Below are 23,947 nucleotides of genomic sequence, written 5' to 3' on the forward strand. Positions count from 1 at the left end.
CGCCTGAATGGCACGCACTTAATATCGCTTGGTTCTTGAAGTGACGAGCGATAACTATGTATCGCGTGGGCTGTTCGATGACGAGAAAATATTACGAAGATGGTTCTGTGTATAGGTAAACTTGTTCAAATATCAAGTCGACCACATAACGGACGCCGGCCCGACTGATGACGTAAATTTGCTCAACAGGTATGTCTTCGCTGGGATAATCCGGAAGGTAAACGATCGTGCGTCCTATCAGCAGTTTATTCCCGATGAATTTGATGTTCGCCGGAACGACCGAGTTCATGTGAAATAACCAGGTGGACGCATTGGACATCTTTTTCATGGCGTCTGGCGTGGAAATCCGCAGCACCGAATCTGCCTGAGGATATACCAAATAGACTGAGCCCTGGCCTTCCAGCGAGGTCACGGTACGCTGGGCTTGGGCGGGGAGGTGCACGCGTTGTTTACGCGTTTTCAGCACAATGGCCCGGCTCTCTTCGGGCTTTATCAGCAGATACTGGCCTGCGCGTCTCTCGAGCATCAATTGGCCGTCCATTTGCTTGAAGCCGGGGTTTTTCACGTCATCCGCGTAGTTGGGCGCCGGCAATTTTATTTGATAGGAGACGCCATCGCTCAGTATCAAGTTGATCGGATGATTCAATGCCAGACCTTGTACCCTGTAAGGGGTGTCGCGCACATTTGTATAGGCAGTGGACGCCGTGGAGATCAAGTCTTTGAATTCGACTGACTTATCGCCAAATTTTAACGTCAGATTAAAGTCGCCGTAGTTCAAGTAGTGATTGCCGTTACGCGCGTTGACTTCAACGAAGTAAGTCGCTTCGGCGATGGTAAGTTCCCCGCTGCTGCAATCGATATGAATAGTGCCCAGTCTCTTTTCATCTTTTTTTGTAATCTTGAAGAGGCTGTTGCCAAGGTCGCGATCAATGAAATAGTGCGAGTGTTTATCGGGTGCCAGGTCGTGTTCAGCGGCGGTGATGATCAACGGGGCGGCAAGCTTGCCTTTCGCCAAAATCAACACGTTGATGCTCTGTTCGCCATCGCCCGTCAATTCGGGGGGGAAGTCCGGGGTCAGTTGAAATCCGTCTACGGTAATGAACCGCAGCTTTTGCTCCTGGAATACGCGTCGGCCTGCCTCCTTCTTGTAGAGGTCCTTGATGATCAGCGTTTGCTCCGGCCACTCGCCGTTCTTGCCACACAGCGATGAGACCACCAGGGAGTTGTCGTTGATCGACCATTTCTGAATGTTCTCAAATGGCCAGTCCATGATGATCACGCTGTCTTCCTGCGGATCTTCGGTGATGATGATCGTGCCGCTTTTGTGGGCCACATAGTATTGGTCCTTGCCGACGCCGCCTGTGGCCTGGCCATAGCCGCCCATCAGGTACACCGTGTCATCGCCTGCGCCGGCTTCTATCTGGTCATGGCCTCTGGCAATGATGCGATTGGCCAGGCTCGAGCCTTTGACAACGCTTTTGGCGCCGGCCAGCGTTTCTACGTTTTCGAAACTTTCCAGAAGGGTGTGAATGGCGCTAGCACCTGCCTGGCCCAGCAGTTCGACCCGCCCGGCATCCAGGTCGAAGCCCCAGCCTTCGTGAAGTGTTGTATCGCGGCTGTCCAGTTGGCCCTGAAGGACCAGCGTGTCGTTGCCTTTTCCGCCGGCGAGAACGACCCGCGCGCCTGCGGGCGCAGCGTCCTTGAGCGCCTGGGCGGCACCCTCGAACAGGAATCGGTCGTCTTTTTCGCCCCCGGTCAGGTGTTTGATGCCGCTGCCGAAACTGAAATGGTTGGCCTTTTTTTCCACACCCATCACGGTGTCCTTTCCACCTCCCAGCAGCCACAGCGTGGCCTTCGAATCACCCACCGTGCCTTTCACCACCCCGCCAAGCTCGGGCGGGACGCCCCAGCGGGCGTCAATCGTATCGTTGGCATCCACGACCGACGGCAGCTTGATTTCCCTGGACGATACTGATTCGCGGCCCTGGGCATCCTGCTCGAACCAGAACACCTGCTCGGCCTTGAGATCGACAGTGAACCTGCCGTTGACGATGGCTTCGATGCTGTCCTTCATGTCGCCATCCAGCCATCGGCGGGCCCGGCTGGTGAGACTCTTCGAATAGTGGTCGGTGGTGACCGCAATGCTGTAGCGATCCTGAACGTCCTGCGGCGGCTTCTGGCCGATGAATACCAGAAATCCGGTGATCAGGCGTTCATCGATGCTCAGGTCGATGTAGTCGTCGATGTCGTCCACCTGGCGAACGGCGTTATAGATCTGCGAGCCCACGATCAGGATAGCCGCCGCGGCAATGCCCACCGGCCCGGCGTGGGCGAAACCTGCAAGGGCGGCCGTGCCGAGGATCAGGGTCAACGCCGCGCTGGTCAAGCTCATGCCGGCGGCAACGTAATGATCCAGGGCCTGCTTGCCGGTGGTCCGGGACGCGTCATTCAACGCCTTGACCGCAAAGTAGACGTCGAAGGGAAGCGTCAGCGCGCCAGCGATCAAGCCCGCCGAACGCGATAGATACAGGCCGAACTGGGTTCTGGCAAAGCCCTGGTAGATCTGTGCGCTGTGTTCAATCAGCGACTGTGCGGTCTTGACCAGGCCCCGTTCGATGATCAGCGAACCCACTTCGGTCACCACCGCGCCGGCATTGATGGCCGCTTCGGTGGAGTCGCCGCGCTTGAGGGCATCGTTGATGCCCATCAAGCCGCTGTAGATGCCGTAGGCCTGGAGGCCAACGCCCATGCTGTTCACCACTTTGCTCTTTTGCCGGTCGACCCAGCCGGGGACATTCTCGGGCAGGCGAGTGTCGCGGATCTCCAGCTTCTGGGCGGCTCGCACCAGTCGGTCGATCTTTGGTCCATGGGGGCCTTGCGACTCTGTCAGCAGGGGCGCGGCGTTGACCGAGCGGTGGGTGGCAATCTCGAACAGCAGGGTGGGGATGGTGTAGTGACCGGCATTGCCGGTCGCCCACATGCGACTTTCAACATCGGTAGCGTTCAGTTGCAGGCCATCGATGAACGCTTGAGGGGTGTGACGGAAATTGCTGTTGCCAATGTCCAGTGCAGCGCCGTCCACGGTGGCATTGAGCAGGTGCAGCTCCTCGCGAGTGACCGTGAAATGGCCCAGGGTGATGGGGCCGTAGTAGTGGTCCAGGGCGCGCAGCACCCGTTCGCGTTTGCGCGCGGAGCGGGGCGGAGGGTCTTGCGCGGCAGAGGCGCCGTCGCTGCGAATGAAGTCGTGGACTTCCTTGTCGGTGGTCGCTTCGGCCGGCGGTTCGGCGTCCACGATTTTTACTGCGTCGTAGCCAAATTCATCGACGGTTGGAATAGCTTGAGCCATTGGGGCTTCCTTGTTGGGCGTGGATAGGAGGCCCGAACTCTAGGGAAGCGAGAGGAGAGTAAAGCGATAACTATGTAGTGCATCTGTTTCGGCGAATTGCGGTATATACGGGTGCGCGCCCACCCCGGCGCGCGTGTCGCCAGGGTGGGGCGTGGCAGTCAGTGTCCGCTGAGCAGCGAGGCGCCACCGGCACCGCCGAACAGGCCGGCACTGATGCGGTTGAACCAGCTCTGGCCCTTGCCCGAGCGCAAGTACTGGGCTGCGCCGTGGGCGCCGAGGCCGTAGGCGAGCTTGCACAGCAGGTCCAGCACCGTCCAGGTGGCGATCATCACCAGCAGTTGGGGCAGCAACGGTTGCTCGGCGCTGAGGAACTGCGGCAGGAACGCGGCAAAAAACAGGATGTCCTTGGGGTTACTGGCCCCCAGCATGAAGGCGCGCCCAAACAGCGCTCGAAAGCGCGGCACGGCAGCGACCTGGGGCACCTCGGCGCCATGGGACGGCTGGCGGGATTGCTGCCAGCTTTGCCAGGCGAGATAGAACAGGTACAGCGCGCCGACGATTTTCAGCGCGCTGAACAGTTGTTCCGAGGCCAGCAGCAAGGCACCCAGCCCCAACGCCGAGGCGCTGAGCAGGCAGATCGAAGCGCTCACGCCGCCGAGGAAGGCCGGGTACGAGCGGCGCAGGCCAAAATTCAGACTGTTGCTGATCATCAGCAAGGACAGCGGTCCCGGGATCAGGATCACCACCCATGCAGCGCCCGTGAACAGCAGCCAGGTTTCCAGACTCATTACTTTGCTCCTCTTGCACAAAAGCCTCACCCGACGGGGTGAGGCTGTTTTTGAAATCCTTTTTCGCTTACAGGAAGATGAACTTGGCGATGAAGATCGCGCAGAGCACCCACAGGCTGACGGAAATTTCCTTGTATTTGCCAGTGCCCGCCTTCAGCGCCACGTAGGTGATGAAACCCAGGGCGATACCGTCAGCCACCGAGAATGTCAGCGGCATCATGATCGCCGTGACAATCGCTGGAATGCTATCGGTCGCTTCGTCCCATTCGATGTGCGCCATGCCGCCCATCATCAGCATTGCCACGTAAATCAACGCGCCGGCGGTGGCATAGGCGGGAATCATGCCAGCCAGCGGGGCGAAGAACATCGCCGCGATGAACAGCAGGCCCACGGTGACAGCCGTCAGGCCTGTGCGACCACCGGCCGCTACGCCTGCCGCACTTTCCACGTAACTGGTCACGGGTGGCACACCGACCACGGCACCGAACACGCTGGAGGCGCTGTCAGCTTTCATCGCCCGGGACAGGTTCTCGATGCGTCCATCAGGGTTCACCAGGTTGGCGCGCTGGGCAACGCCCATCAGGGTGCCTGCGGTGTCGAACATGTGCACGAACAGGAAAGCCAGCACCACGCTGATCATGCTGACGTTGAACACGCCGGCGACATCCATGGCCATCCAGGTCGGTGCCAGGCTTGGCGGCGCCGACATGATCCCTTCGTAATGCACAATGCCCAGGCCCCAGCCGGCCAGCGTCACGGTGATGATGCTGATGAGGATGGCGCCGAACACTTTGTGGTAGCTGAGCACGGCAATCATCAAAAAGCAGATGGCTGCCAGCAGCGGGCCGGGTTCGCGCAGGGAGCCGAGCTTGATCAGGGTGGCCGGGCTATCGACGACGATGCCCGCAGTTTTCAGGCCAATCAGCCCCAGGAACAGTCCCACACCGGCGCCCATGGCATAGCGCAGGCTGACAGGAATGCTGTTGAGCAACCATTCGCGGATCCGGGAGAACGTCAGGATCATGAACAGCACACCCGAGACGAATACCGCGCCAAGGGCGGTTTCCCAGTTGTAGCCCATGGTGCCGACCACGGTGTAGGTGAAGAAGGCGTTGAGGCCCATGCCCGGTGCCAGGCCGACTGGCCAGTTGGCGTACAGGCCCATCAGCAGGCAACCGAGCGCGGCCGCGATGCAGGTGGCGACGAAAGCCGCGCCATGATCGATCCCGGCGTCGGCCATGATGTTGGGGTTGACGAAAATGATGTAGGCCATGGTGATGAAGGTGGTCAGACCGGCAATCAACTCGGTCTTCACCGTGGTGCCATGCAAGGAGAGTTTGAAGATGCGCTCCAGCCAGCCATTGCGTAATGGCGGCGAGAGTTCCAGCGTCGAAGCTTCGGATTTGCGGCTTTCCACAGCGAGTACTCCTCAAGAGTTTTATTTTTATTTCCGGGACCGGACCCATGAGGGTGGCGGCGCCCTTTGAGGCATTCGCGAATTTGTTGACTGCTTGGTCAGGAACTCGCACGCAGTGGATTATGCTTTTGTATACAAATAAAGCAAATAATGTTTTTGATTTTGTCGACGAAATTTGTGGCGATAGGGATATATCGCTCTTGAGGACGCCATCGCGGGCAAGCCCGCTCCTACACTGGACGGTGTCGCGCCACAATCCCTGTAGGAGCGGGCTTGCCCACGATGAGGCCCTCTAAGCCTGCAAAAAAACAAAGTCGATCGCTTATTCCGCCACCCCCTGACTCCTCCCCAACCCCAGATTCACCGCCAGCCAGCCATTCACCGCCGCCTCCCCAGCCTCGGCAAATACCCGCTCCAGCAACTTCACCTGTTCACGCCGCAGTGCCTGTTCGAATTTCGCTCCGTCCACGGTCAGCTCCAGCAGGCGTTTGCGCTTGTCGGTCTCGCTGGCCACGCTGTTGACCAGGTTCATCTCCACCAATTGGCGCAGCGGAATGTTCAACGCCTGCTTGGTGACGCCCAGCAATGCCAGCAATTCCTTGACGCTGAGGTTCGGGTAACGGGCGATGAAAAACACGATGCGCTGATGCACCCGACTCAAGCCACGACGCTCGAGCATTTCGTCGGCTTTGGCGGTGAACGCCTGATAGCCGAAGAAGAACGCCTCCATGGCCTGTTGTTGAGACGCAGGATTTTTAAGGTCAATCATGTTGACGTATCCGTTCGGGTTGTCGTAATTTCGGTCAACAAGTTTGACTCATTTACCTCTGGCCTCGCTACCGGTGACTCCCATGCCATTTTCCGAACGTGTCTCGCGTCTCAAAAGTTCTCTCATCCGCGAAATCCTCGCGGCGGCACAACGTCCGCAAGTGATGTCGTTCGCCGGTGGCTTGCCAGCCGAGGCGATGTTGCCGAAGGTGGAGTGGGATGACATGCCTGTGAACATTGGCCAATACGGCATGAGCGAAGGGGAGCCGGCCTTGCGCGAGGCGCTGGCGGCGCAGGCCCGGGCCTTGGGTGTGCCGTGCGAGGCGAGCCAGGTGCTGGTGGTCAGTGGTTCGCAGCAGACCCTAGACCTGGCGGCCAAGCTCTACATCGACAAAGGCACCGAAATACTCCTGGAAGCGCCGACCTACCTGGCCGCGTTGCAGATCTTCCAGCTGTTTGGCGCCGACTGCATCACCGTGCCGCAAGAGGCGGACGGGCCGGACCTGGTGGCGTTGCGCAGTCGCCTGGAAAAGCACCGACCTGCGTTCATCTACCTGATCCCGACTTTCCAGAACCCTTCGGCGGTGCGTTACAGCGAGGCCAAGCGTGATGCGGTCGCCGCGTTGCTGGATGAGTTCAACGTTACCCTGATCGAAGACGAGCCCTACCGCGAGCTGACATTCGATGGCGGCCGCGCCACGCCGATTGTCAGTCGATTGAAAACAACCAGCTGGATCTACACCGGCACCGTCTCCAAAACCTTGCTGCCAGGGCTGCGCGTGGGCTACCTGATCGCCAGCCCGGACCTGTTTCCACACCTGCTCAAGCTCAAGCAATCGGCGGACTTGCACACCAACCGTATTGGCCAGTGGCAGGCCCTGCAGTGGATCGGTTCAGAGAAATACCAGCAGCACCTGAGCGAGTTGCGGGACTTCTATCGGGTACGTCGGGATGCTTTTGAAGTCGCGCTGCAAACGCACTTCGCTGACCTGGCTGACTGGAATGTGCCTCAAGGTGGGCTGTTTTTCTGGCTGACGCTCAAGCAGCCGCTGGACACGCGAACCTTGCTACAGGCTGCATTGGCGGCGGATGTGGCGTTCATGCCGGGGGAGCCGTTTTTCCCTGAGCCTGATAGGCATCATGGGCACCTGCGGCTGAACTTCAGTCATATCGAACCGGCGCGGTTGGGGGAGGGGCTCAGGCGGTTGGCAGAGGTGGTGCGGCAGGCGCAGGCGGCTGAGGCGGCTTGATGGAGGAGTAAAAAACCGGCCAGTTGGGCCGGTTTTTTTATTGGCGATGTCTTTGCCGGCCTCATCGCGAGCAAGCTCGCTCCTACAGGGGATCGGTGTCTGTAGGCGCGAGCTTGCTCGCGATGGCGTCAGTCCATTCAGCAAAAAAATCAGACTGCAGCAAACCGCTTGTCCAGGTAATCAATGATCACCTTGGACTCATACATCCAGGTCGTCTGCCCATTTTCTTCGATGCGCAGGCACGGGACCTTGATCTTGCCGCCCTGTTCCAGCAGCGTCTGGCGATCCTGTTCGTTGTTCTTCGCATCGCGCAAGGCCACCGGTACGTTCAGGCGGCGCAGGGTGCGACGGGTTTTCACGCAGAACGGGCAGGCGTGGAACTGATAGAGGGTCAGGTCCCTGGCCGCCGCTTCGACCTGGGCCTGGGCGGCGGCGGGGCGCTGCTTCTTGCCTGGGCGGGTGATGAAGTCGATGAAGATGATCAGTTGGCCGAGGCCGACACGAAGTGCTTTGACGAACACGAGACAAGCCTCACGGGGGCGAAAGAAGGCGCGCAGCTTACCTGATTTTCGCTGACGAAAAAAAACCGGCGATGAGCGCCGGTTTTTTTCGTGCAATCGAATTACTTGATCAGGCTGAGGAATTCGCTGCGAGTGGCCGCATTTTCGCGGAACTCACCGAGCATCACCGAGGTGATCATCGACGAGTTCTGCTTCTCGACACCGCGCATCATCATGCACATGTGCTTGGCCTCGATCACCACTGCAACGCCCAGGGCGCCGGTGACCTGCTGGACCGCATCGGCGATCTGGCGGCTAAGGTTTTCCTGGATCTGCAGGCGGCGGGCGTACATGTCGACGATCCGGGCGACCTTCGACAGGCCCAGCACCTTGCCGCTCGGGATGTAGGCAACGTGGGCCTTGCCGATGAATGGCAACAGATGGTGTTCGCACAACGAGTACAACTCGATGTCCTTGACCAGCACCATTTCACTGTTGTCGGAGCTGAACAAGGCACCATTGGTGACTTCTTCGAGCGTCTGCTCATACCCGCGGCAGAGGTACTTCATGGCTTTGGCGGCACGTTTTGGCGTGTCGAGCAGGCCTTCGCGGGAGACGTCCTCGCCGAGTTGGCCGAGGATCTCGGTGTAATTCTGTTCCAGGGACATGAAACTACCTGTGGGATTTTACGCAAAGGGCAAGGGTACGGTGGCAAACACGGCGCTGCAAGCTTGTCGCAACGGCTTTATTCGTCGCGGCCTTCCATCATGGTGCGTTTGAGCATTACATAAACGGCTCCAGCGCCGCCATGCCTGGCCTGGCACGAGGTGAAACCCAGTACCTGTGGGTGCTGGCGCAGCCAGGTGTTGACGTGACTCTTGATCATCGGACGCTTGCCATCCAGGCGCACGGCCTTGCCATGGGTGACGCGCACGCAACGCACTTCCAGTTTCGTCGCTTCGGCCAGGAATGCCCACAAGGTTTCCCGGGCCTTTTCCACGCTCATGCCATGCAGGTCGAGGCTGCCTTCAAACGCAATCTGCCCGACCTTGAGCTTGCGCATCTGGCTTTCCTGCACACCGTCGCGGGCCCACAGCAACTCGTCTTCGGGGCCGACGTCGATCACGAACTGATCGGACAGGCCATCAACGGTAGTGTCATTGGTACGCACGGTGGCGGCCTGGCGCAGCTTGGCAATCTGTGCGCGGTCAGCCTTGGGTTTGCCGGTTTCGGCGCGGTCGTGCTTGATCGGCTTGACGCCTTGGATCGCACTTTTGAACAGGGAAAAATCGTCGTCTTGCATGTCAGCCTCCGCGAAGGGCGGCCAGTTTACCCAAGTCCAGGGGGGATCGATAACAATTGCGGCCTGCCTATCAGCCCAGGCCGTCAATTCAGTCGTGTTTTTTCATCAGGTGCGGGGACATGTTCAGCTCGCGGGATTGGCGCGCGCGGCGACGGCAACGACGCCACAACCACACGCCCAGGTAGAGCACGAACAAACCAATCGCCAGGATAATCGCCGAGCCCAGCGGGCTGGCGTTCAGTTCGCCGAGTGCCGGCGGGCGGCCCAGCAAACTGGCGGAGCCGGCCATCGCCAGCAACACCCCGCAGGTGGCCAGCAGGGCAGCGAACGCTGCGCCTATTCGAAAACGCCAGTTGCTTTGGCCTTTGGGCCGCAGGCGGCGTGCGTCAAAACCATCGGATAACTTCATTCCGACCTTCCTCAATGGGTATCGGCCCTTCGACCGGAAGTTGACCGGGATGTTCCTGAGGCTATGACAATTACGGCTAACGGGCCGCATTTGCGGATGAGCGGCGGCATAAACCGCTCATTGGGCGTCGATCAGATCAGATCGTGAGTGATGGCCAGGGTGGCGAAGTTGTCCGCCATGATTGCCATTTCGGTTTGTTGAACGTGGTCAGCGCTCAACACGCCGCCCTTGTAGGGCAAATCGCGGGTGGCGCAGGCGTCTTCCACGAGGGTGCAACGAAAGCCCAGGTTCTTCGCGGCACGCACGGTGGTGCTGACGCTGGAGTGGCTCATGAACCCACACACGATCAGGTCCAGCGAACCGAGATTCTGCAAGCGTTCGAGCAGTTCGGTACCGTGGAACGCGCTCGGCAACAGTTTGCCGATGATGGTTTCGTCGGCCAGCGGCTCCAGGCCCGGGATGAATTCGCCGCGCTCGCCTTGCGGGTCGAACAGGCCACCGACGGTGCCAAGGTGGCGCACATGCACGATGGGGCGGCCAGCGGCACGGGCAGCGGTGACCAGTTGCTTGATGTTCGCGACGGCAGCATCCATGCCGCTCAGGGCCAGGGGGCCGCTAAGGTATTCTTTCTGGGCATCGATGATCACAAGCGTCGCATGACTCAGATTGGCGGCTGCATAACCGCGACCACTGAGTTGAAACATCGTTTTTGGAACGGACATTCTGGGGCTCCTTCGGGTGGGGCTTTTGCGACATTGTCCTCTGGCTGAGCGCTTCTGTGAATCGCTACCATCGCAAGGTACGTCGTTGCTGGCTTACAGCGTTGTCAAGATCCTCGTTTTGTTCAAGGGGCAGCACGAAAAATGGATGAGTCCTACACAGGTACTCATGTTTTTCCTGCGTCGTCGTCGTGCGTTTTGGCTGTTAGAATCACGGGTCGTATTTTCTGGAGTTTACCGCTGTGATCACTTCCCGACTTCGTACCCTGCGTGACCATATCCGTTGGGCCGTCAGCCGCTTCCAAGGGGAGGATCTGTTTTTCGGCCATGGCACCGACAACGCCTGGGACGAAGCCCGTCAACTGGTGTTGGGCGCCTTGCACTTGCCGTGGGAGATTTCTGATGCCTACCTCGATTGCAATCTCGAGGACGATGAGTTGGTACGTCTGCAGCGCATGCTCAAGCGTCGTATCGAAGAACGAATTCCCACTGCCTATCTGTTGGGCGAGGCCTGGTTCTGCGGCCTTCGTTTCATTGTCGACGAGCGTGTGCTCATCCCGCGTTCACCGATCGGCGAGCTGATCGAAAAGCAATTCAGCCCCTGGCTCGGTGCCGAACCGGCGCGCATCCTCGACCTGTGCACCGGTTCCGGCTGTATCGGCATCGCCTGCGCCTACGAGTTCCAGAACGCGGAAGTCGTTCTCGCCGACCTGTCGTTCGAGGCACTGGAGGTGGCCAACCGCAACATTGAGCGCCACGGCGTCGACGAGCGGGTGTACACGGTTCAAGGCGATGGCTTCGATGGCTTGCCGGGGCAACGTTTCGACCTGATCGTGTCGAATCCTCCCTACGTCGATGCGGAAGATTTCGCCGACATGCCTCAGGAATACCAGCACGAACCCGAGCTGGGCCTGGCCTGCGGCGATGACGGTTTGAACCTGGTACGACGCATGCTCGCCCAGGCGGGTGAGCATCTGACCGAGAAGGGCTTGCTGATTGTCGAAGTGGGCAACAGTCAGGTTCACGTCGAGGCGTTGTACCCGGAAGTCGACTTCGCCTGGCTCGATTTCCAGCGCGGCGGGCATGGCGTGTTCATGTTGACGGCGCAGCAGTGCCGGGATCATCAGGCGTTGTTCGCTTCGCGCGTTTGACCCAGGCTCGCTTCTGCAGAAAGCAGAGCCGCGCTCTAAAGGACGACGCAGATTGCCCCGTCGGAAGGCCGAGTGGAGGTTCTGCGCAGTGGGCAACCCGGCATGGATGCCGGGTTAGCCGCCCCCGGCCATGGATGGCCGATGGCGGCGGGCCCACGGAGCAGGGCCGGAGCGAGGGTATGTCGAGCCTAGGCGAGGCACCGGACGTCAGGGGCCGAGCGTTTTGGTTACTTTGGCGCTTTTCCAAAGTGACCCGCCGTAAGGGCGGAACCATAAGCGGCCGTTACCGCAGAAATGGATATGTACACCGTCAAGCCCCATCGCGGGCAAGCCCGCTCCTACAGAGCCTCAGCGGTGCGTCGCAATCCAGATCAACAGACCGGCCTGAAACACTGCAAACGCCACCAGGCAGGTGATGGTGAAACGCAGGCCAGCGTCTTCGCGTTTGTACTTGCTGACCTTTTCCTCGTGTTTCTTGAGCTTGACTTCCTGCTCGGCCAGATTCTGTTCGGCCTGCTGAAGCATCTGCGCCGCTTCCAGAATTTCCACCTGCTGCAGCTTTTCCGTGTTCCAGTCGGTCAGCAGGTCGCCGACCTGCACGGCCTTGACGCTGCCTTTCAAATGCTGGGCGTCGGCGTAGGCCACGTCAAAACCATGAACGCGCAAAAAGTGGTCGCGGCGCAGGCGCGTGTCTTCGTTCAGCGCATCCTTGTTGTTCAGGTCGGTGCCGTCGAAGGTGTAAGTCGGCCAGCGTTTTTTTGCCCAACTGATGCCCTGGGCTGCCAGATAGCGGCCGATGCCACGGTTCATCGGCTCGATCTGCAAGTTTTCCGGTTCAAAACGCACACGTTTCTCGGCGTGATCGACCCACACGTCGAGGTGATTCTGTTCCTTGCGCACGCGCTGGGCGGGCAGGGAGATGGTCATGCGCAGGAGGCTGTGTTTCTTGTCGTTGCGCTCGGCGTAGCCGAACTCGACAAAACGCAGCGGCCGCCCGCCGGTGTTGCGGTCAGTCTGCAAGGGCGCCAGGCGGAGCATCTTGTGGTGCTCGACGTGGACGTCCGCCCAGGGCAGCTCGACCGCTGGCGGCGCTTCTTTTTCAGCGGTGGTGTCAGGTGAAGTCTGGGTATCGGTCATAACGGCGAGATCCTGTCCAAGCTCAGCTTGTCGCCCGCACGTGCGCTGGCGACAAAGGCTTATCGGCCGATTTCCCGAGGACTGGAGGGTAAAATGCGCTTAACGGGTGCGAAGTCCGTCAATAAATCCGAGGATTCGCGCGCCAAGTTCGGCGGCCAGCGGCAATTGCGGATCCTTGTAGGAGGCCAGTTGCCGTTTCACGTCGTTGGGCACAATGCGCATGACGTGGTTCATGCCCTCGATCAGTGCCAGTTCGGCGTCCGGTTTGGCCGCCTTCAGTTGCCTTGCATCGTCGACACCGACCTGGATGTCGTGGCTGCCCTGGATGATCAGTGCCGGCATCTTCAGCGCGGCAAACGCTGCCGACGGATCCTGGCGGAACAGCGAAATCAGGTAGGGCTGCACGCTCGGGCGGAAAATCACCTGGAGAGGGTCGGGCACGTTGTCGTCGGTTTTCCCGGCCTTGAGGCTGTCGATCAATTCATTGCTACGCTGCATCAAGGCCGGCGGCAGGTTGCGCGCCAGTTGCTGGCGCAATACCTGGTCGACGGGGCGTGCGGTGCCGGACATGGAAATGACGGCGGCGGCGTCGACGCTTGGCGCGGCCAGGCTGGCGATCAAGGCGCCTTCACTGTGACCCAGTAGAATCAACGGACCGAAACGCGGGTCGCTCTTGAGCTTGCGCCCCCAGGCCTGGGCGTCGGCCACATAGGCTTCCACCGACAGATTGCGCTCATCCGGGGTTGCCGCGAGGCTCGCCGCGACGCCGCGCTTGTCGTAGCGCACGCTCGCGATATTGTGTTTGGCCAGCACCCAGGCCAGGCGCTTGAGGCTGTCGTTGCGCCCGCCATCGGGGTTATTGCCGTCGCGGTCCGTAGGACCTGACCCCGAGATGATCAGGACTACCGGCACCGGTTCGTCGGATTTTGGCAGCAACAGGGAGCCGAACAGTTCTCCGGTGCCGGTATCCAGCGTGATCGGTCGTTGCAGGACAGCGGCCTGCACAAAACCGCTAAACAAAGTAAGACTCAAGACTAAAACTCGCAGCATCATGACGCCATCATTCACAAGGATCCCGGTTGGACTTGCGGGCCTGCATAAGGTTCGAGGATGAACTAGTTGGGTAGCCTGCGTATACTGGCGCGCATTACGTATTTGGGTTCGATTTCACGGAGCGTCCTGATGTCCGGCAATACCTACGGCAAGCTGTTCACTGTCACCACCGCAGGCGAGAGCCATGGTCCGGCGTTGGTCGCCATTGTCGACGGCTGCCCGCCGGGGCTTGAGATTTCCCTGGAAGATCTTCAGCGCGATCTGGATCGGCGTAAACCCGGCACCAGCCGACACACCACCCAGCGCCAGGAAGCCGACGAAGTCGAGATCCTGTCCGGCGTATTCGAAGGCCGCACCACCGGTTGTGCCATTGGCCTGTTGATCCGCAACACCGACCAGAAGTCCAAGGACTACTCGGCGATCAAGGATTTGTTCCGCCCGGCCCATGCTGACTACACCTACCACCACAAATACGGCGAGCGCGATTACCGTGGTGGCGGTCGCAGCTCGGCGCGCGAAACCGCGATGCGCGTGGCCGCCGGTGCGATCGCGAAAAAATTCCTCGCGTCCCAGGGCATCGTCATTCGCGGCTACATGAGCCAGCTCGGCCCCATTGAAATCCCTTTCAAGACCTGGGACTGCGTCGAGCAGAACGCGTTTTTCAGCCCCGACCCGGACAAGGTGCCGGAGCTGGAGGCTTACATGGACCAGTTGCGTCGCGACCAGGATTCGGTGGGCGCCAGGATTACCGTTGTCGCGCAAGGCGTGATGCCGGGCCTGGGCGAGCCAATTTTCGATCGCCTCGACGCGGAACTGGCCCACGCCCTGATGAGCATCAACGCGGTGAAGGGCGTGGAAATCGGCGCCGGTTTCGCCAGTGTCGCCCAGCGCGGCACCGAGCATCGCGATGAGCTGACGCCTGAAGGTTTCCTCAGCAACAACGCGGGCGGGATCCTTGGTGGCATCTCCTCCGGTCAGCCGATCGTGGCGCACATTGCGTTGAAACCGACGTCGAGCATTACCACGCCGGGCCGTTCAATCGACATCCACGGCAACCCGGTGGACGTGATTACCAAGGGTCGCCACGATCCGTGTGTCGGTATCCGCGCAACACCCATTGCCGAAGCGATGATGGCCATCGTGCTGATGGACCATCTGCTGCGCCACCGTGGGCAGAACGCCGACGTGCGCGTGAGCACGCCGGTGCTGGGTCAGCTTTGATCCATGTTCTGAAAGTCGCCGCGGTCTGATGGCCGCGGCGCTCCCGTACTGGCGGCTCTCCAGTTTCTACCTGTTCTATTTCGCGTTGCTCGGTTCGACGGCGCCGTTTCTGGCGTTGTACTTCGATCACCTGGGATTCAGCGCTGCGCGCATCGGCGAGCTGGTCGCGATCCCGATGCTGATGCGTTGCGTCGCGCCGAATATCTGGGGCTGGCTGGGTGACTACACCGGGCGGCGACTGGCCATCGTCCGTTTCGGTGCGATCTGCACCTTGCTGACGTTCTCGCTGATCTTCGTCAGCAAGAGCTACGCCTGGCTGGCGATGGTCATGGCCTTGCACGCGTTCTTCTGGCACGCGGTGCTGCCGCAGTTCGAAGTCATCACCCTGGCGCATTTGAGAGGCCAGACCCAGCGCTACAGTCAGATTCGCCTGTGGGGCTCCATCGGCTTCATTATCACCGTGGTGGCATTGGGCCGACTGTTCGAATGGTTGAGCCTGGACATCTACCCGGCGGCGCTGGTGCTGATCATGGCCGGCATCGTGTTGAGCAGCTTGTGGGTGCCGAACGCCCAGCCGGTCCAGGGCGAGCGCCTGCCTGGCGACGGTTTTCTCAAGCAATTGCTCAGCCCCGGCGTATTGGCTTTCTACGCGTGCGTGGCGCTGATGCAGATGAGCCACGGCCCGTATTACACCTTCCTGACCCTGCACCTGGAGCACCTCGGTTACAGTCGGGGCTTGATCGGTATGCTCTGGGCGCTCGGTGTGGTCGCTGAAGTGCTGATGTTTTTGGCCATGAGCAAGATCCTTGCGCGGTTTTCCGTGCGCCGGGTGCTACTGGCCAGTTTCCTGCTGGCGGCGTTGCGCTGGCTATTGCTGGGCTCGTTCGCCGAATTTGTCACAGTGCTGCTGTTTGCCCAGGTGCTGCACGCGGCGACCTTCGGCAGCTTTCATGCGGCTGCCATCCACTTTGTGCAACGTAGTTTCGGCGCGCGCCAGCAGGGGCAGGGGCAGGCCTTGTATGCCGCCCTGGCCGGCACTGGCGGCGCATTGGGTGCGTTGTATTCCGGCTACAGCTGGAATGCCCTCGGCGCTGCATGGACCTTTAGTATTGCCAGTCTCGCAGCCTTTGCTGCGGCCGTTATCATTGCCACACGTATGCAAGAGGACAGGCCATGAGCCTTACCCGTGAACACCTCGCCCAGGAAATCATTGACGCTGGGCGTTTCCTGTATGGCCGTGGCTGGTCGCCAGCCACCAGCAGCAATTATTCGACGCGTCTGTCGCCCACTCAAGCACTGTTGACCGTCTCCGGCAAGCACAAGGGCCAGTTGGGGCCGGACGATGTACTGGCCACCGATCTGGCCGGCAACAGTCTGGAAGCGGGCAAGAAACCGTCCGCCGAAACCTTGCTGCATACCCAGCTCTATAATTGGCGCATGGAAATCGGCGCGGTGCTGCACACCCATTCGGTGAACGCCACGGTGCTGTCGCGTCTCACGCCCGAGGACTTCATCGAGTTCGAAGACTACGAACTGCAAAAGGCCTTCAGCGGCGTCTCAACCCACGAATCCCGAGTGCGCGTGCCGATTTTCGACAACGATCAGGACATTGCACGCTTGGCCGCCAAGGTGCAGCCTTGGCTTGAAGCCCACCCTGATTGTGTCGGTTACCTCATCCGGGGTCACGGTCTCTACACCTGGGGCGCGCGCATGAGCGATGCCCTGCGGCAGATCGAGGCCTTTGAATTTTTGTTCGAGTGCGAGTTGAAAACCCGAGCGGTTTTAAACCGCCAAGCCTGAACCGTTAAGGAGTTGCCTGATGAGCAGCCTGTCCGTTTACCACGTCTCAAGCCCTGACATTCCGAACAAGGTGCTGACCCATTTCGAAGACATCGCCGCGACCCTTGCCGAGCAGGGCGTGCGTTTCGACCGCTGGCAAGCGGCGGCAAAGATCCAGCCGGGCGCGAGCCAGGAAGAAGTGATCGCCGCCTATAAGGAACAAATCGACAAGCTGATGACCGAGCGCAATTATATCACCGTCGACGTGATCAGCCTCAACAGCGATCACCCGCAAAAAGCCGAGCTGCGTGCCAAGTTCCTCGACGAACACCGTCATGGCGAAGATGAAGTGCGATTTTTCGTTGCCGGGCGTGGCCTGTTCACCCTGCACTTGGGCGAATACGTATACGCCGTGCTGTGTGAGAAGAACGACCTGATTTCGGTGCCGGCCGGCACGCCGCATTGGTTCGACATGGGCGAGTACCCGCACTTCGTTGCGATCCGTCTGTTCAATAACCCTGAAGGCTGGGTGGCCAATTTTACTGGCGATGACATCGCCAGCCGCTTCCCGCGCCTTGAGGACTGAGCCCATGACGATCAAGGCGATTCTTACCGACATCGAAGGCACCACCAGCGCGGTGAGTTTTGTCTTCGACGTGCTGTTTCCCTACGCCACCCGTCATCTGCCGGATTTCGTCCGCCAGCACGCTACACGTGCCGATGTCGCCGAACAACTGGATGCCGTGCGCCGCGACAGCGCCGAGCCGGACGCTGATGTCGAGCGTGTCATCGACATCCTGCTGGGCTGGATTGCCGAAGATCGCAAGGCCACGCCACTCAAGGCGTTGCAGGGCATGGTCTGGGAGCAGGGTTACCAGGCCGGGCAATTGAAAGGACACGTGTACCCGGACGCCGTTCAGGCGTTGCAGGATTGGCACCGCCAGCACTTGCAGTTGTACGTGTATTCATCGGGGTCGATCCAGGCGCAGAAGCTGATCTTCGGTTGTTCAGAGGCGGGAGACCTGTCCGCGCTGTTCAACGGCTATTTCGACACCACATCGGGGCCCAAGCGCGAAGCGCAGTCTTATCAGCGCATCGCTGACGCGATTGGCCTGCCCGCACATGAAATTCTGTTTCTTTCGGACATCGTGCAAGAGCTGGACGCGGCACAAGAGGCCGGGATGAAAACCTGCGGCCTGGCGCGAGAGGGCGGTGAGCTGGAGGGGCATGTGACGGTGGAAAGTTTCGCGCATATCGAGCCTGAGGCGTTTTAACCCTCGGCCCCGACCCCCTGTAGGAGCGAGCATGCTCGCGATGGACTCCAACGAAAACGCCTGGCTGGCTGAATGCCCGCGTCGTCTGGTCGTCCATCGCGAGCAAGCTCGCTCCTACAGGTTTATGCGCCGTTGCGATCAGGCCGAATGATACGTAGGCAACGCAAACCGCTGCTGGCTTTGCAGCATGGAAATCTGTGGCAGTTCGCTGGCCTGTTCGGCCAGGTCACGGCGGATGGCGCTGATTACCCAGGACAGTTGGTCACCGGCATGCAACTGCTGGTACGAGATCGAACGCTTGAACACGCGACCCTCGCTGCTGCGCAGGGTGAGCAGGATGCCGCCGTCCGGGCGAGGCTGGGTGGTGACTTCAAAGTTGGAGAACAGGGACGAAAATTTTTCTTGGATCAGGCTCATGTCTATCAGCTCCGTTGGCTTTGAATGGCAAGCATGTCCAAGGAGTTGCAGTGATTGTGCCAGCACCGTGTTTTTATAATTCCTTTATAAATCAATGATTTAAATTTCTACCGATTTTTTGACTTCGTGCAATCTGCATGAACGGCCATCGTGCATCCTGCATTTTGCGTGATGCGCGTCTTTTGTACGGAACCAAATCCATTGTCGATGTTCGCGTAAACGGCGGTGCGGTTGGCGGATACAAAACATTGCAAAAACAGCGTGTACAGCTCAAGAACCGCTGACGTATTTTCAGGCTCAATCACCGTTGCCCGACAATAAAAAGATCGAACGGGAGCCTGCATGCGCCGCACGACGAGCGACACGATCACCTGGGGCATGATGCTCCGCAAATTGCCTTCGATCGCCAAAGCCATCCCCCGGGTGGTGAAGGGCATGAAAGCGGCGAACGTCACGGACCCGACCCAGGCGTGTGGGCTGGCCTGGACGTTCGAGCAGGCCACCCTGCGCAACCCCGATGGTCCGGCCTTGCTGCAAGGGGAGCTCGTGCTCAGCTATCGGCAGGTCAACCAGTGGGCCAATCGCATCGCTCATCACCTGATCGCCCAGGGCATCGGCAAGGGCGATGGGGTGGCGGTGTTCATCGAGAACCGGCCTGAATTGCTGGTGACCATTCTGGCGGTGGCCAAGGTCGGTGCGATCAGTGCATTGCTCAACACCTCGCAAACCCGTGACGCCCTGGTTCACAGCCTCAATCTGGTGGCGCCCGTGGCAATCATTGTCGGCGAAGAGTTGGTGCCAGCGTTTGAAGCGGTTCGCGAGCGGGTGACCATTGCTGCACAACGCACCTGGTTTGTCGCCGATCAGGACACCTGGAGCCAACCGGGCATCGCGCCTGAGGGCTACATCAACCTGATGACGGCCACGCTTGACGAGCCTGATGACAACCCCATAAGCAGCCAGAAGGTTTTTTCCGACGATCCCTGTTTCTATCTCTATACCTCGGGCACGACAGGGCTGCCCAAGGCTGGCGTGTTCAAGCATGGCCGCTGGATGCGCAGTTCCGCGAGTTTCGGCCTGATCGCACTGGACATGCGTCCCGATGACATCGTTTATTGCACCTTGCCGCTGTATCACGCCACCGGGTTGTGCGTGTGCTGGGGCTCGGCCGTCAGAGGCGCATCCGGTTTCGCCATTCGCCGCAAGTTCAGCGCCAGCCAGTTCTGGAGCGATGTCCGTGCCTACCGCGCGACAACGATTGGCTACGTGGGCGAATTATGCCGCTACCTCGTCGACCAGCCACCGAGTGCCGATGACGGCCGACATCACGTAACGAAGATGATCGGCAACGGCCTGCGCCCCGGCGCGTGGGAAGCGTTCAAGACGCGCTTTGCGATCAAGCACATCTGCGAGCTGTACGCCGCCAGCGATGGCAACATCGGTTTCACCAACGTGCTCAATTTCGACAACACCGTGGGGTTTTCCCTGATGGTCTGGGAGCTGGCCGCCTACGATCACGACACCGGCGCGCCGTTGCGTGACGCCAAGGGGTTCATGCGCAAAGTGGCCAAGGGCGAGCGCGGGCTGCTCCTGGCGAGGATTGATGACAAGGCGCCGCTGGACGGCTACACCGACCCGCAGAAGACCGAGAAAGTCGTGCTCCACGATGTGTTTGAGCAGGGCGACCGCTATTTCAACACCGGTGACCTGTTGCGCAACATCGGTTTTGGCCACGCCCAATTCGTCGATCGGCTGGGTGACACCTATCGCTGGAAGGGTGAGAACGTGTCGACGACCGAGGTCGAGAACATCCTGTTGCAGCACCCGAACATTTGCGAAGCGGTGGCCTACGGTGTGGAAGTGCGCAATACCAACGGGCGCGCCGGGATGGCGGCGATCACTCCCGCCGAATCGCTGGCGACCCTGGATTTCAGCGAGCTGCTGGCCTTCACCCGCGAGCGCATGCCAGCGTATGCGGTGCCGTTGTTCCTGCGGGTGAAAGTGAAAATGGAAACCACCGGCACCTTCAAATATCAGAAGACTCGGCTCAAGGATGAAGCCTTCGATCCAGGGCGCAGCGGTGATGACCCGATCTACGCATGGCTGCCGGGCACAGACACTTATGTGCAGGTGACGCCAGAGTTACTGGCGCAGATCGACGCTGGCCAGTATCGCTATTGAATGTCGCTATGGCGCGGCTTGAGAAAAAACAAGTGACAGGTTCCAGGCCGCTCGGGAAACTGTCGGCTTTGCGATTAACTGTGAGTGGAGTTCCCAATGTCCGATCAAGGCCGCCAGATGACACCCGAAGAAGCTGCCGAATTTGCCGAGCAGGTCTTCAACAAGGCGCGTGAGGGTGATGCCGCAATGATGGCTGCGCTGTTGAGCAAGGGCCTGCCGGCCAACCTGCGCAACCACAAGGGTGACACCTTGCTGATGTTGGCCGCGTACCATGGCCATGTAGAAACGGTGAAAGTGCTGCTCGAACACAAGGCCGATCCGGAAATCCGCAACGACAACGGCCAGAGCCCGATTGCCGGCGCCGCCTTCAAGGGTGACCTGGCGGTGGTCAAGGCGCTGGTAGACGGTGGTGCACAGGTGGAAGGTTCCTCGTTCGACGGTCGTACGGCGTTGATGATGGCAGCGATGTTCAACCGTGTGGAAATCGTCGATTACCTCATCAGCAAGGGTGCCGACCCGAAGGCCAAGGACGCCAATGGCGTGTCGGCACTGGACGCGGCGAAAACCATGGGGGCGACCGATACTACGGCGCAATTGCAGAAACTCTTGGGCTGATGTGAATCTGAGTCGATGTGCGAACCCTGTGGGAGCGGGCAAGCCCGCTCCCACAATTAATTTCGCCTACATTCGGACAGGTCAGTAAACCCAGACCTCAACCCGCCGATTCTTGATCCTTCCCTCATCGGCGCTGTTCGCCGCCACCGGCATCTCGGCGCCGAAGCCGCGTATCTCGCGAAACACCACGCCGTTTTTCACCAGTTCCCGACGCACCGCCATGGCCCGCAGTTTTGACAGCAGGTCGGCGCGGGCCGGATCGCTCTTGGCATCGCCAAACCCCACCAGCGTGACCAGCCGATCGGTTTTGGCATTCTGACGCAGGTAGTCCAGTACCCGGCTCAGGTCCTGGCGGGCCTTGTTGTCCAGGCTTGCACTGCCTTCCTCAAAGCGAAAATTCACGCTCAAGCGCTGGGCGTGGCGGCTGATTGCCTGATAACCCTCGGGCATCAGCGCATTCGGCGCCACGGCCATGGCTTGCACCGTTTGGGCAATGAAACCGTTGGCGGCGACGATGGCCTGGCCTTTGGCGCTTTGGGCGAAGGACACCAGGGCTTCGGCCCACGGATTCTTGCCGTTGGGTGGCAGGTACAGGAACAGCCGACGGGACAGCGGATAATCTTCGGTGGCAATCAGGTTGTCGAGCGGCAGCATCGCCTGGGACGCGCCGTCGACAATCGCAACGGCTTTGGCCTGGCGCACGTAAGGCAGGCCGATGAAACCGATGCCCTGTGGATCGGCGCTGACCGCGTCGGACAATTGCTCGCTGGACTCGAAACGTTTGGCCGCGTTGCCCAGAGTTTTGCCACGCCCGCTCAGAACCAATTCCTTGAAGGTGTCATAGGTGCCCGACTGATCATCGCGCGCATACAGATGAATAGGCCCCCCGTGGCCGCCGAGCTCCTCCCAGGTTTTCGCTTCACCGCTGAAGATCCGGGCCAGTTGCTCGGTGTTGAGTTGAGTCAGCGAGTTTTGCGGATGAAGGATGATCGCCAGGCCATCGATGGCAATCACCTGCTCGGCACCGGGGCTCTTCAGATCCCCGCGGGAGGCGAGGGCCAGCACTTCGCTGTCCTTGATCGGGCGAGATGAAGCGGCAAGGTCGGCGGTGGCGTTTTTCAGTGCGCTGAAGCCGGTGCTGGAACCGTGCGCGGCGATGTCCACCACGACCCGCTGCCCTTGGACGGTTTCACCCACCACCCGTAATTCATTGGCGGTGTCCGGTGTTTCGCTGTGCACCTTGAGCAGACCCTGCTCGTGCATAAGGCCCTCGACCAACGCCGGGCCCAGCGCCGCGCCGATGGTGTTGGAACCCTGGATACGCAGCACTGGGCCTTGTTGGGGTATCGGCAAGTCCGCCGCCTGCGCGGTCATGGCGCAGAGCATCCACAGGCAAAAAACGCGCAGCGACATGCCGGCACCTTGAAGAAAAGGAAAGAGCCGGGAGATTAAGTCAGTAATGTTTCGCGCAGATGACAGGTGGATTTACACGGCACCGCTTTCTGTAGGAGCGAGTTGACTCGCGATGGACTGCAGGACACCGCTGGGAATCAGGTAGCCTGCGTTATCGTTGACGACCATCGCGAGTGAACTCGCTCCTACAGGGGATGCTGTCGGGTTCAGGCCAATTCCAGCCAGATCGGCGCATGATCGGAGGGCTTTTCCATGCCGCGCAGTTCGTAATCCACGCCGGCATCCTTCACCCGAGGCAACAAACCGTGGGAGGCCATGATCAGGTCGATGCGCAGGCCACGCTTGGGCTCGTCCTCGAAACCTCGGCTGCGGTAGTCGAACCAACTGAAGCGATCGGCCACGTCCGGGTTCAGGTGGCGGAAGCTGTCGGTCAGGCCCCAGTTTTTCAGGCGTGCCATCCACTCGCGTTCTTCCGGCAGGAAGCTGCATTTACCGGTTTTCAGCCAGCGCTTCATGTTGTCCGGGCCGATGCCGATGTCGCAGTCTTCCGGCGAAATGTTCACGTCGCCCATCACCACCAACGGCTGGTCGTTGTTGAACTGGCTTTCCAGCAACTGCTGCAGATCGTTGTAGAAACGTTGCTTGGCCGGGAACTTGGTCGGGTGGTCGCGGCTTTCTCCCTGGGGGAAGTAACCGTTCATGATGGTCACCGGCACGCCATTGGCGTCGGCGAAGGTGCCCCAGATGAAGCGGCGTTGGGCGTCTTCTTCATCGGTGGCAAACCCCTTGTGCAGGGCCAGGGGGGCTGGCGCGACAGCAAGGCAACGCCGTAGTGACCTTTTTGCCCGTGGAAGTGCACGTGATAGCCCAACGCCTGGACTTCCTCCAGCGGGAACTGGTCGTCATGGACCTTGGTTTCCTGCAGGCCGATCACATCGGGTTGATGTTTCTCGATCAGCGCCGCCAGCTGATGGGGGCGGGCGCGGAGCCCGTTGATGTTGAAGGAGACGATCTTCATGGTCGGCAGTCCTGGCAAAAGGGCGATGCTAGCTGACCTGTGGGATTGGGGCCAGTGCGGGGTGAGGGGATTCGGTGTGTTCTGTCAGACTTGGCCAGCAGCACGGGCCTCATCGCGGGCAAGCCCGCTCCTACAAGTTGGTCTATACCTTTGTGGGAGCGGCGGTGCGACGTTTCGACTTGCTCGCG

23 protein-coding genes and 1 pseudogene are annotated in these 23,947 nt (G+C 60.1%); 9 read left to right on the plus strand and 15 right to left on the minus strand.

Features of this window, described 5'->3' with window-relative positions; genetic code table 11:
* Nucleotides 1-91: 91 nt before the first annotated feature.
* The 4 genes from AB4O36_RS06840 to AB4O36_RS06855 all read right to left on the minus strand — a co-directional run bounded on the left by AB4O36_RS06840 (nt 92) and on the right by AB4O36_RS06855 (nt 6,320).
* Entirely contained in the window at nt 92-3,346 is a 3,255-nt protein-coding gene (locus AB4O36_RS06840; RefSeq protein WP_460122716.1) for a calcium-binding protein, read from the minus strand.
* 158 nt (nt 3,347-3,504) lie between these two features.
* Nucleotides 3,505-4,134, minus strand: a complete 630-nt coding sequence (locus AB4O36_RS06845) for a LysE family translocator (protein WP_460122718.1) — start codon at nt 4,132-4,134, stop codon at nt 3,505-3,507.
* Between the two features lie 67 nt (nt 4,135-4,201).
* Nucleotides 4,202-5,551 carry an NCS2 family permease gene (locus AB4O36_RS06850; protein WP_460122720.1) on the minus strand — a complete coding sequence of 450 codons (1,350 nt, stop codon included), beginning with the start codon at nt 5,549-5,551 and terminating at the stop codon, nt 4,202-4,204.
* A 322-nt stretch (nt 5,552-5,873) separates the two neighbouring features.
* Entirely contained in the window at nt 5,874-6,320 is a 447-nt protein-coding gene (locus AB4O36_RS06855; RefSeq protein WP_460122722.1) for a MarR family winged helix-turn-helix transcriptional regulator, read from the minus strand.
* An 82-nt stretch (nt 6,321-6,402) separates the two neighbouring features.
* Between AB4O36_RS06855 and AB4O36_RS06860 the strand changes: the two genes are divergently transcribed.
* Nucleotides 6,403-7,569, plus strand: coding sequence for an aminotransferase-like domain-containing protein (locus AB4O36_RS06860; RefSeq protein WP_460141319.1), 1,167 nt, complete (start codon nt 6,403-6,405; stop codon nt 7,567-7,569).
* 149 nt (nt 7,570-7,718) lie between these two features.
* On the opposite strand, the gene AB4O36_RS06865 is transcribed toward AB4O36_RS06860, so the two are convergent.
* The 5 genes from AB4O36_RS06865 to AB4O36_RS06885 form a co-directional block, all read right to left on the minus strand.
* On the minus strand, nt 7,719-8,090 hold the full coding sequence (locus AB4O36_RS06865; protein ID WP_192304296.1) for a glutathione S-transferase N-terminal domain-containing protein: 372 nt from the start codon (nt 8,088-8,090) through the stop codon (nt 7,719-7,721).
* Between the two features lie 101 nt (nt 8,091-8,191).
* Nucleotides 8,192-8,737: a GTP cyclohydrolase I FolE gene (gene folE, locus AB4O36_RS06870; RefSeq protein ID WP_192304294.1), complete on the minus strand. Its 546-nt coding sequence runs from the start codon at nt 8,735-8,737 to the stop codon at nt 8,192-8,194.
* A 77-nt stretch (nt 8,738-8,814) separates the two neighbouring features.
* Nucleotides 8,815-9,372 (minus strand): Smr/MutS family protein, encoded by a 558-nt coding sequence (locus AB4O36_RS06875; RefSeq protein WP_460122726.1) that lies wholly within the window; start codon nt 9,370-9,372, stop codon nt 8,815-8,817.
* 88 nt (nt 9,373-9,460) lie between these two features.
* The gene (locus AB4O36_RS06880) at nt 9,461-9,781 is read right to left on the minus strand and encodes a hypothetical protein (protein WP_460122728.1); all 321 of its coding nucleotides are present in this window, start codon (nt 9,779-9,781) and stop codon (nt 9,461-9,463) included.
* A gap of 131 nt (nt 9,782-9,912) precedes the next feature.
* Nucleotides 9,913-10,503 carry a cysteine hydrolase family protein gene (locus AB4O36_RS06885; RefSeq protein WP_460122730.1) on the minus strand — a complete coding sequence of 197 codons (591 nt, stop codon included), beginning with the start codon at nt 10,501-10,503 and terminating at the stop codon, nt 9,913-9,915.
* Between the two features lie 239 nt (nt 10,504-10,742).
* On the opposite strand from AB4O36_RS06885, the gene prmB reads away from it, so the two are divergent.
* On the plus strand, nt 10,743-11,651 hold the full coding sequence (gene prmB / locus AB4O36_RS06890; RefSeq protein WP_460141320.1) for a 50S ribosomal protein L3 N(5)-glutamine methyltransferase: 909 nt from the start codon (nt 10,743-10,745) through the stop codon (nt 11,649-11,651).
* 348 nt (nt 11,652-11,999) lie between these two features.
* On the opposite strand, the gene AB4O36_RS06895 is transcribed toward prmB, so the two are convergent.
* Together AB4O36_RS06895 and AB4O36_RS06900 are read right to left on the minus strand one after the other, a co-directional pair.
* A complete protein-coding gene (locus AB4O36_RS06895) occupies nt 12,000-12,788 on the minus strand; it encodes a hypothetical protein (protein WP_460122734.1) in 789 nt (262 codons plus the stop codon).
* A gap of 99 nt (nt 12,789-12,887) precedes the next feature.
* Nucleotides 12,888-13,841 carry an alpha/beta hydrolase gene (locus AB4O36_RS06900; protein WP_460141321.1) on the minus strand — a complete coding sequence of 318 codons (954 nt, stop codon included), beginning with the start codon at nt 13,839-13,841 and terminating at the stop codon, nt 12,888-12,890.
* Between the two features lie 129 nt (nt 13,842-13,970).
* Between AB4O36_RS06900 and aroC the strand changes: the two genes are divergently transcribed.
* The 5 genes from aroC to mtnC are packed head-to-tail and all read left to right on the plus strand — an operon-like array spanning nt 13,971 to nt 18,115.
* A complete protein-coding gene (gene aroC / locus AB4O36_RS06905) occupies nt 13,971-15,062 on the plus strand; it encodes a chorismate synthase (protein ID WP_460122738.1) in 1,092 nt (363 codons plus the stop codon).
* Nucleotides 15,063-15,090: 28 nt separating this feature from the next.
* Entirely contained in the window at nt 15,091-16,239 is a 1,149-nt protein-coding gene (locus tag AB4O36_RS06910; RefSeq protein ID WP_460122740.1) for an MFS transporter, read from the plus strand.
* Complete coding sequence (locus tag AB4O36_RS06915; RefSeq protein ID WP_460141322.1) at nt 16,236-16,862, plus strand: methylthioribulose 1-phosphate dehydratase; 627 nt, start codon at nt 16,236-16,238, stop codon at nt 16,860-16,862. The genes AB4O36_RS06910 and AB4O36_RS06915 overlap by 4 nt, the downstream gene beginning before the upstream one ends.
* 19 nt (nt 16,863-16,881) lie before the next feature.
* Complete coding sequence (locus tag AB4O36_RS06920) at nt 16,882-17,427, plus strand: 1,2-dihydroxy-3-keto-5-methylthiopentene dioxygenase (protein ID WP_460141323.1); 546 nt, start codon at nt 16,882-16,884, stop codon at nt 17,425-17,427.
* A 4-nt stretch (nt 17,428-17,431) separates the two neighbouring features.
* Entirely contained in the window at nt 17,432-18,115 is a 684-nt protein-coding gene (gene mtnC, locus AB4O36_RS06925; RefSeq protein ID WP_460141324.1) for an acireductone synthase, read from the plus strand.
* 138 nt (nt 18,116-18,253) lie between these two features.
* Here the strand turns inward: mtnC and AB4O36_RS06930 are convergent, their stop codons facing one another.
* Nucleotides 18,254-18,532 (minus strand): DUF3509 domain-containing protein, encoded by a 279-nt coding sequence (locus tag AB4O36_RS06930; RefSeq protein ID WP_192304269.1) that lies wholly within the window; start codon nt 18,530-18,532, stop codon nt 18,254-18,256.
* 107 nt (nt 18,533-18,639) lie between these two features.
* Nucleotides 18,640-18,912 carry a hypothetical protein gene (locus AB4O36_RS06935; protein WP_460141325.1) on the minus strand — a complete coding sequence of 91 codons (273 nt, stop codon included), beginning with the start codon at nt 18,910-18,912 and terminating at the stop codon, nt 18,640-18,642.
* Between AB4O36_RS06935 and AB4O36_RS06940 the strand changes: the two genes are divergently transcribed.
* Both AB4O36_RS06940 and AB4O36_RS06945 read left to right on the plus strand, forming a co-directional pair.
* On the plus strand, nt 18,875-20,713 hold the full coding sequence (locus tag AB4O36_RS06940; protein WP_460141326.1) for a long-chain-acyl-CoA synthetase: 1,839 nt from the start codon (nt 18,875-18,877) through the stop codon (nt 20,711-20,713). The two genes, AB4O36_RS06935 and AB4O36_RS06940, sit on opposite strands and share 38 nt — an antisense overlap.
* Nucleotides 20,714-20,809: 96 nt before the next feature.
* On the plus strand, nt 20,810-21,328 hold the full coding sequence (locus tag AB4O36_RS06945; RefSeq protein WP_460122750.1) for an ankyrin repeat domain-containing protein: 519 nt from the start codon (nt 20,810-20,812) through the stop codon (nt 21,326-21,328).
* An 81-nt stretch (nt 21,329-21,409) separates the two neighbouring features.
* Here the strand turns inward: AB4O36_RS06945 and AB4O36_RS06950 are convergent, their stop codons facing one another.
* The gene (locus AB4O36_RS06950) at nt 21,410-22,741 is read right to left on the minus strand and encodes a substrate-binding domain-containing protein (RefSeq protein ID WP_460141327.1); all 1,332 of its coding nucleotides are present in this window, start codon (nt 22,739-22,741) and stop codon (nt 21,410-21,412) included.
* Nucleotides 22,742-22,947: 206 nt separating this feature from the next.
* Nucleotides 22,948-23,759 (minus strand): annotated as a pseudogene (xthA, locus tag AB4O36_RS06955) (exodeoxyribonuclease III).
* Between the last annotated feature and the right edge of the window lie 188 nt (nt 23,760-23,947).

The organism is Pseudomonas sp. S2_E01 (genome assembly GCF_054668365.1).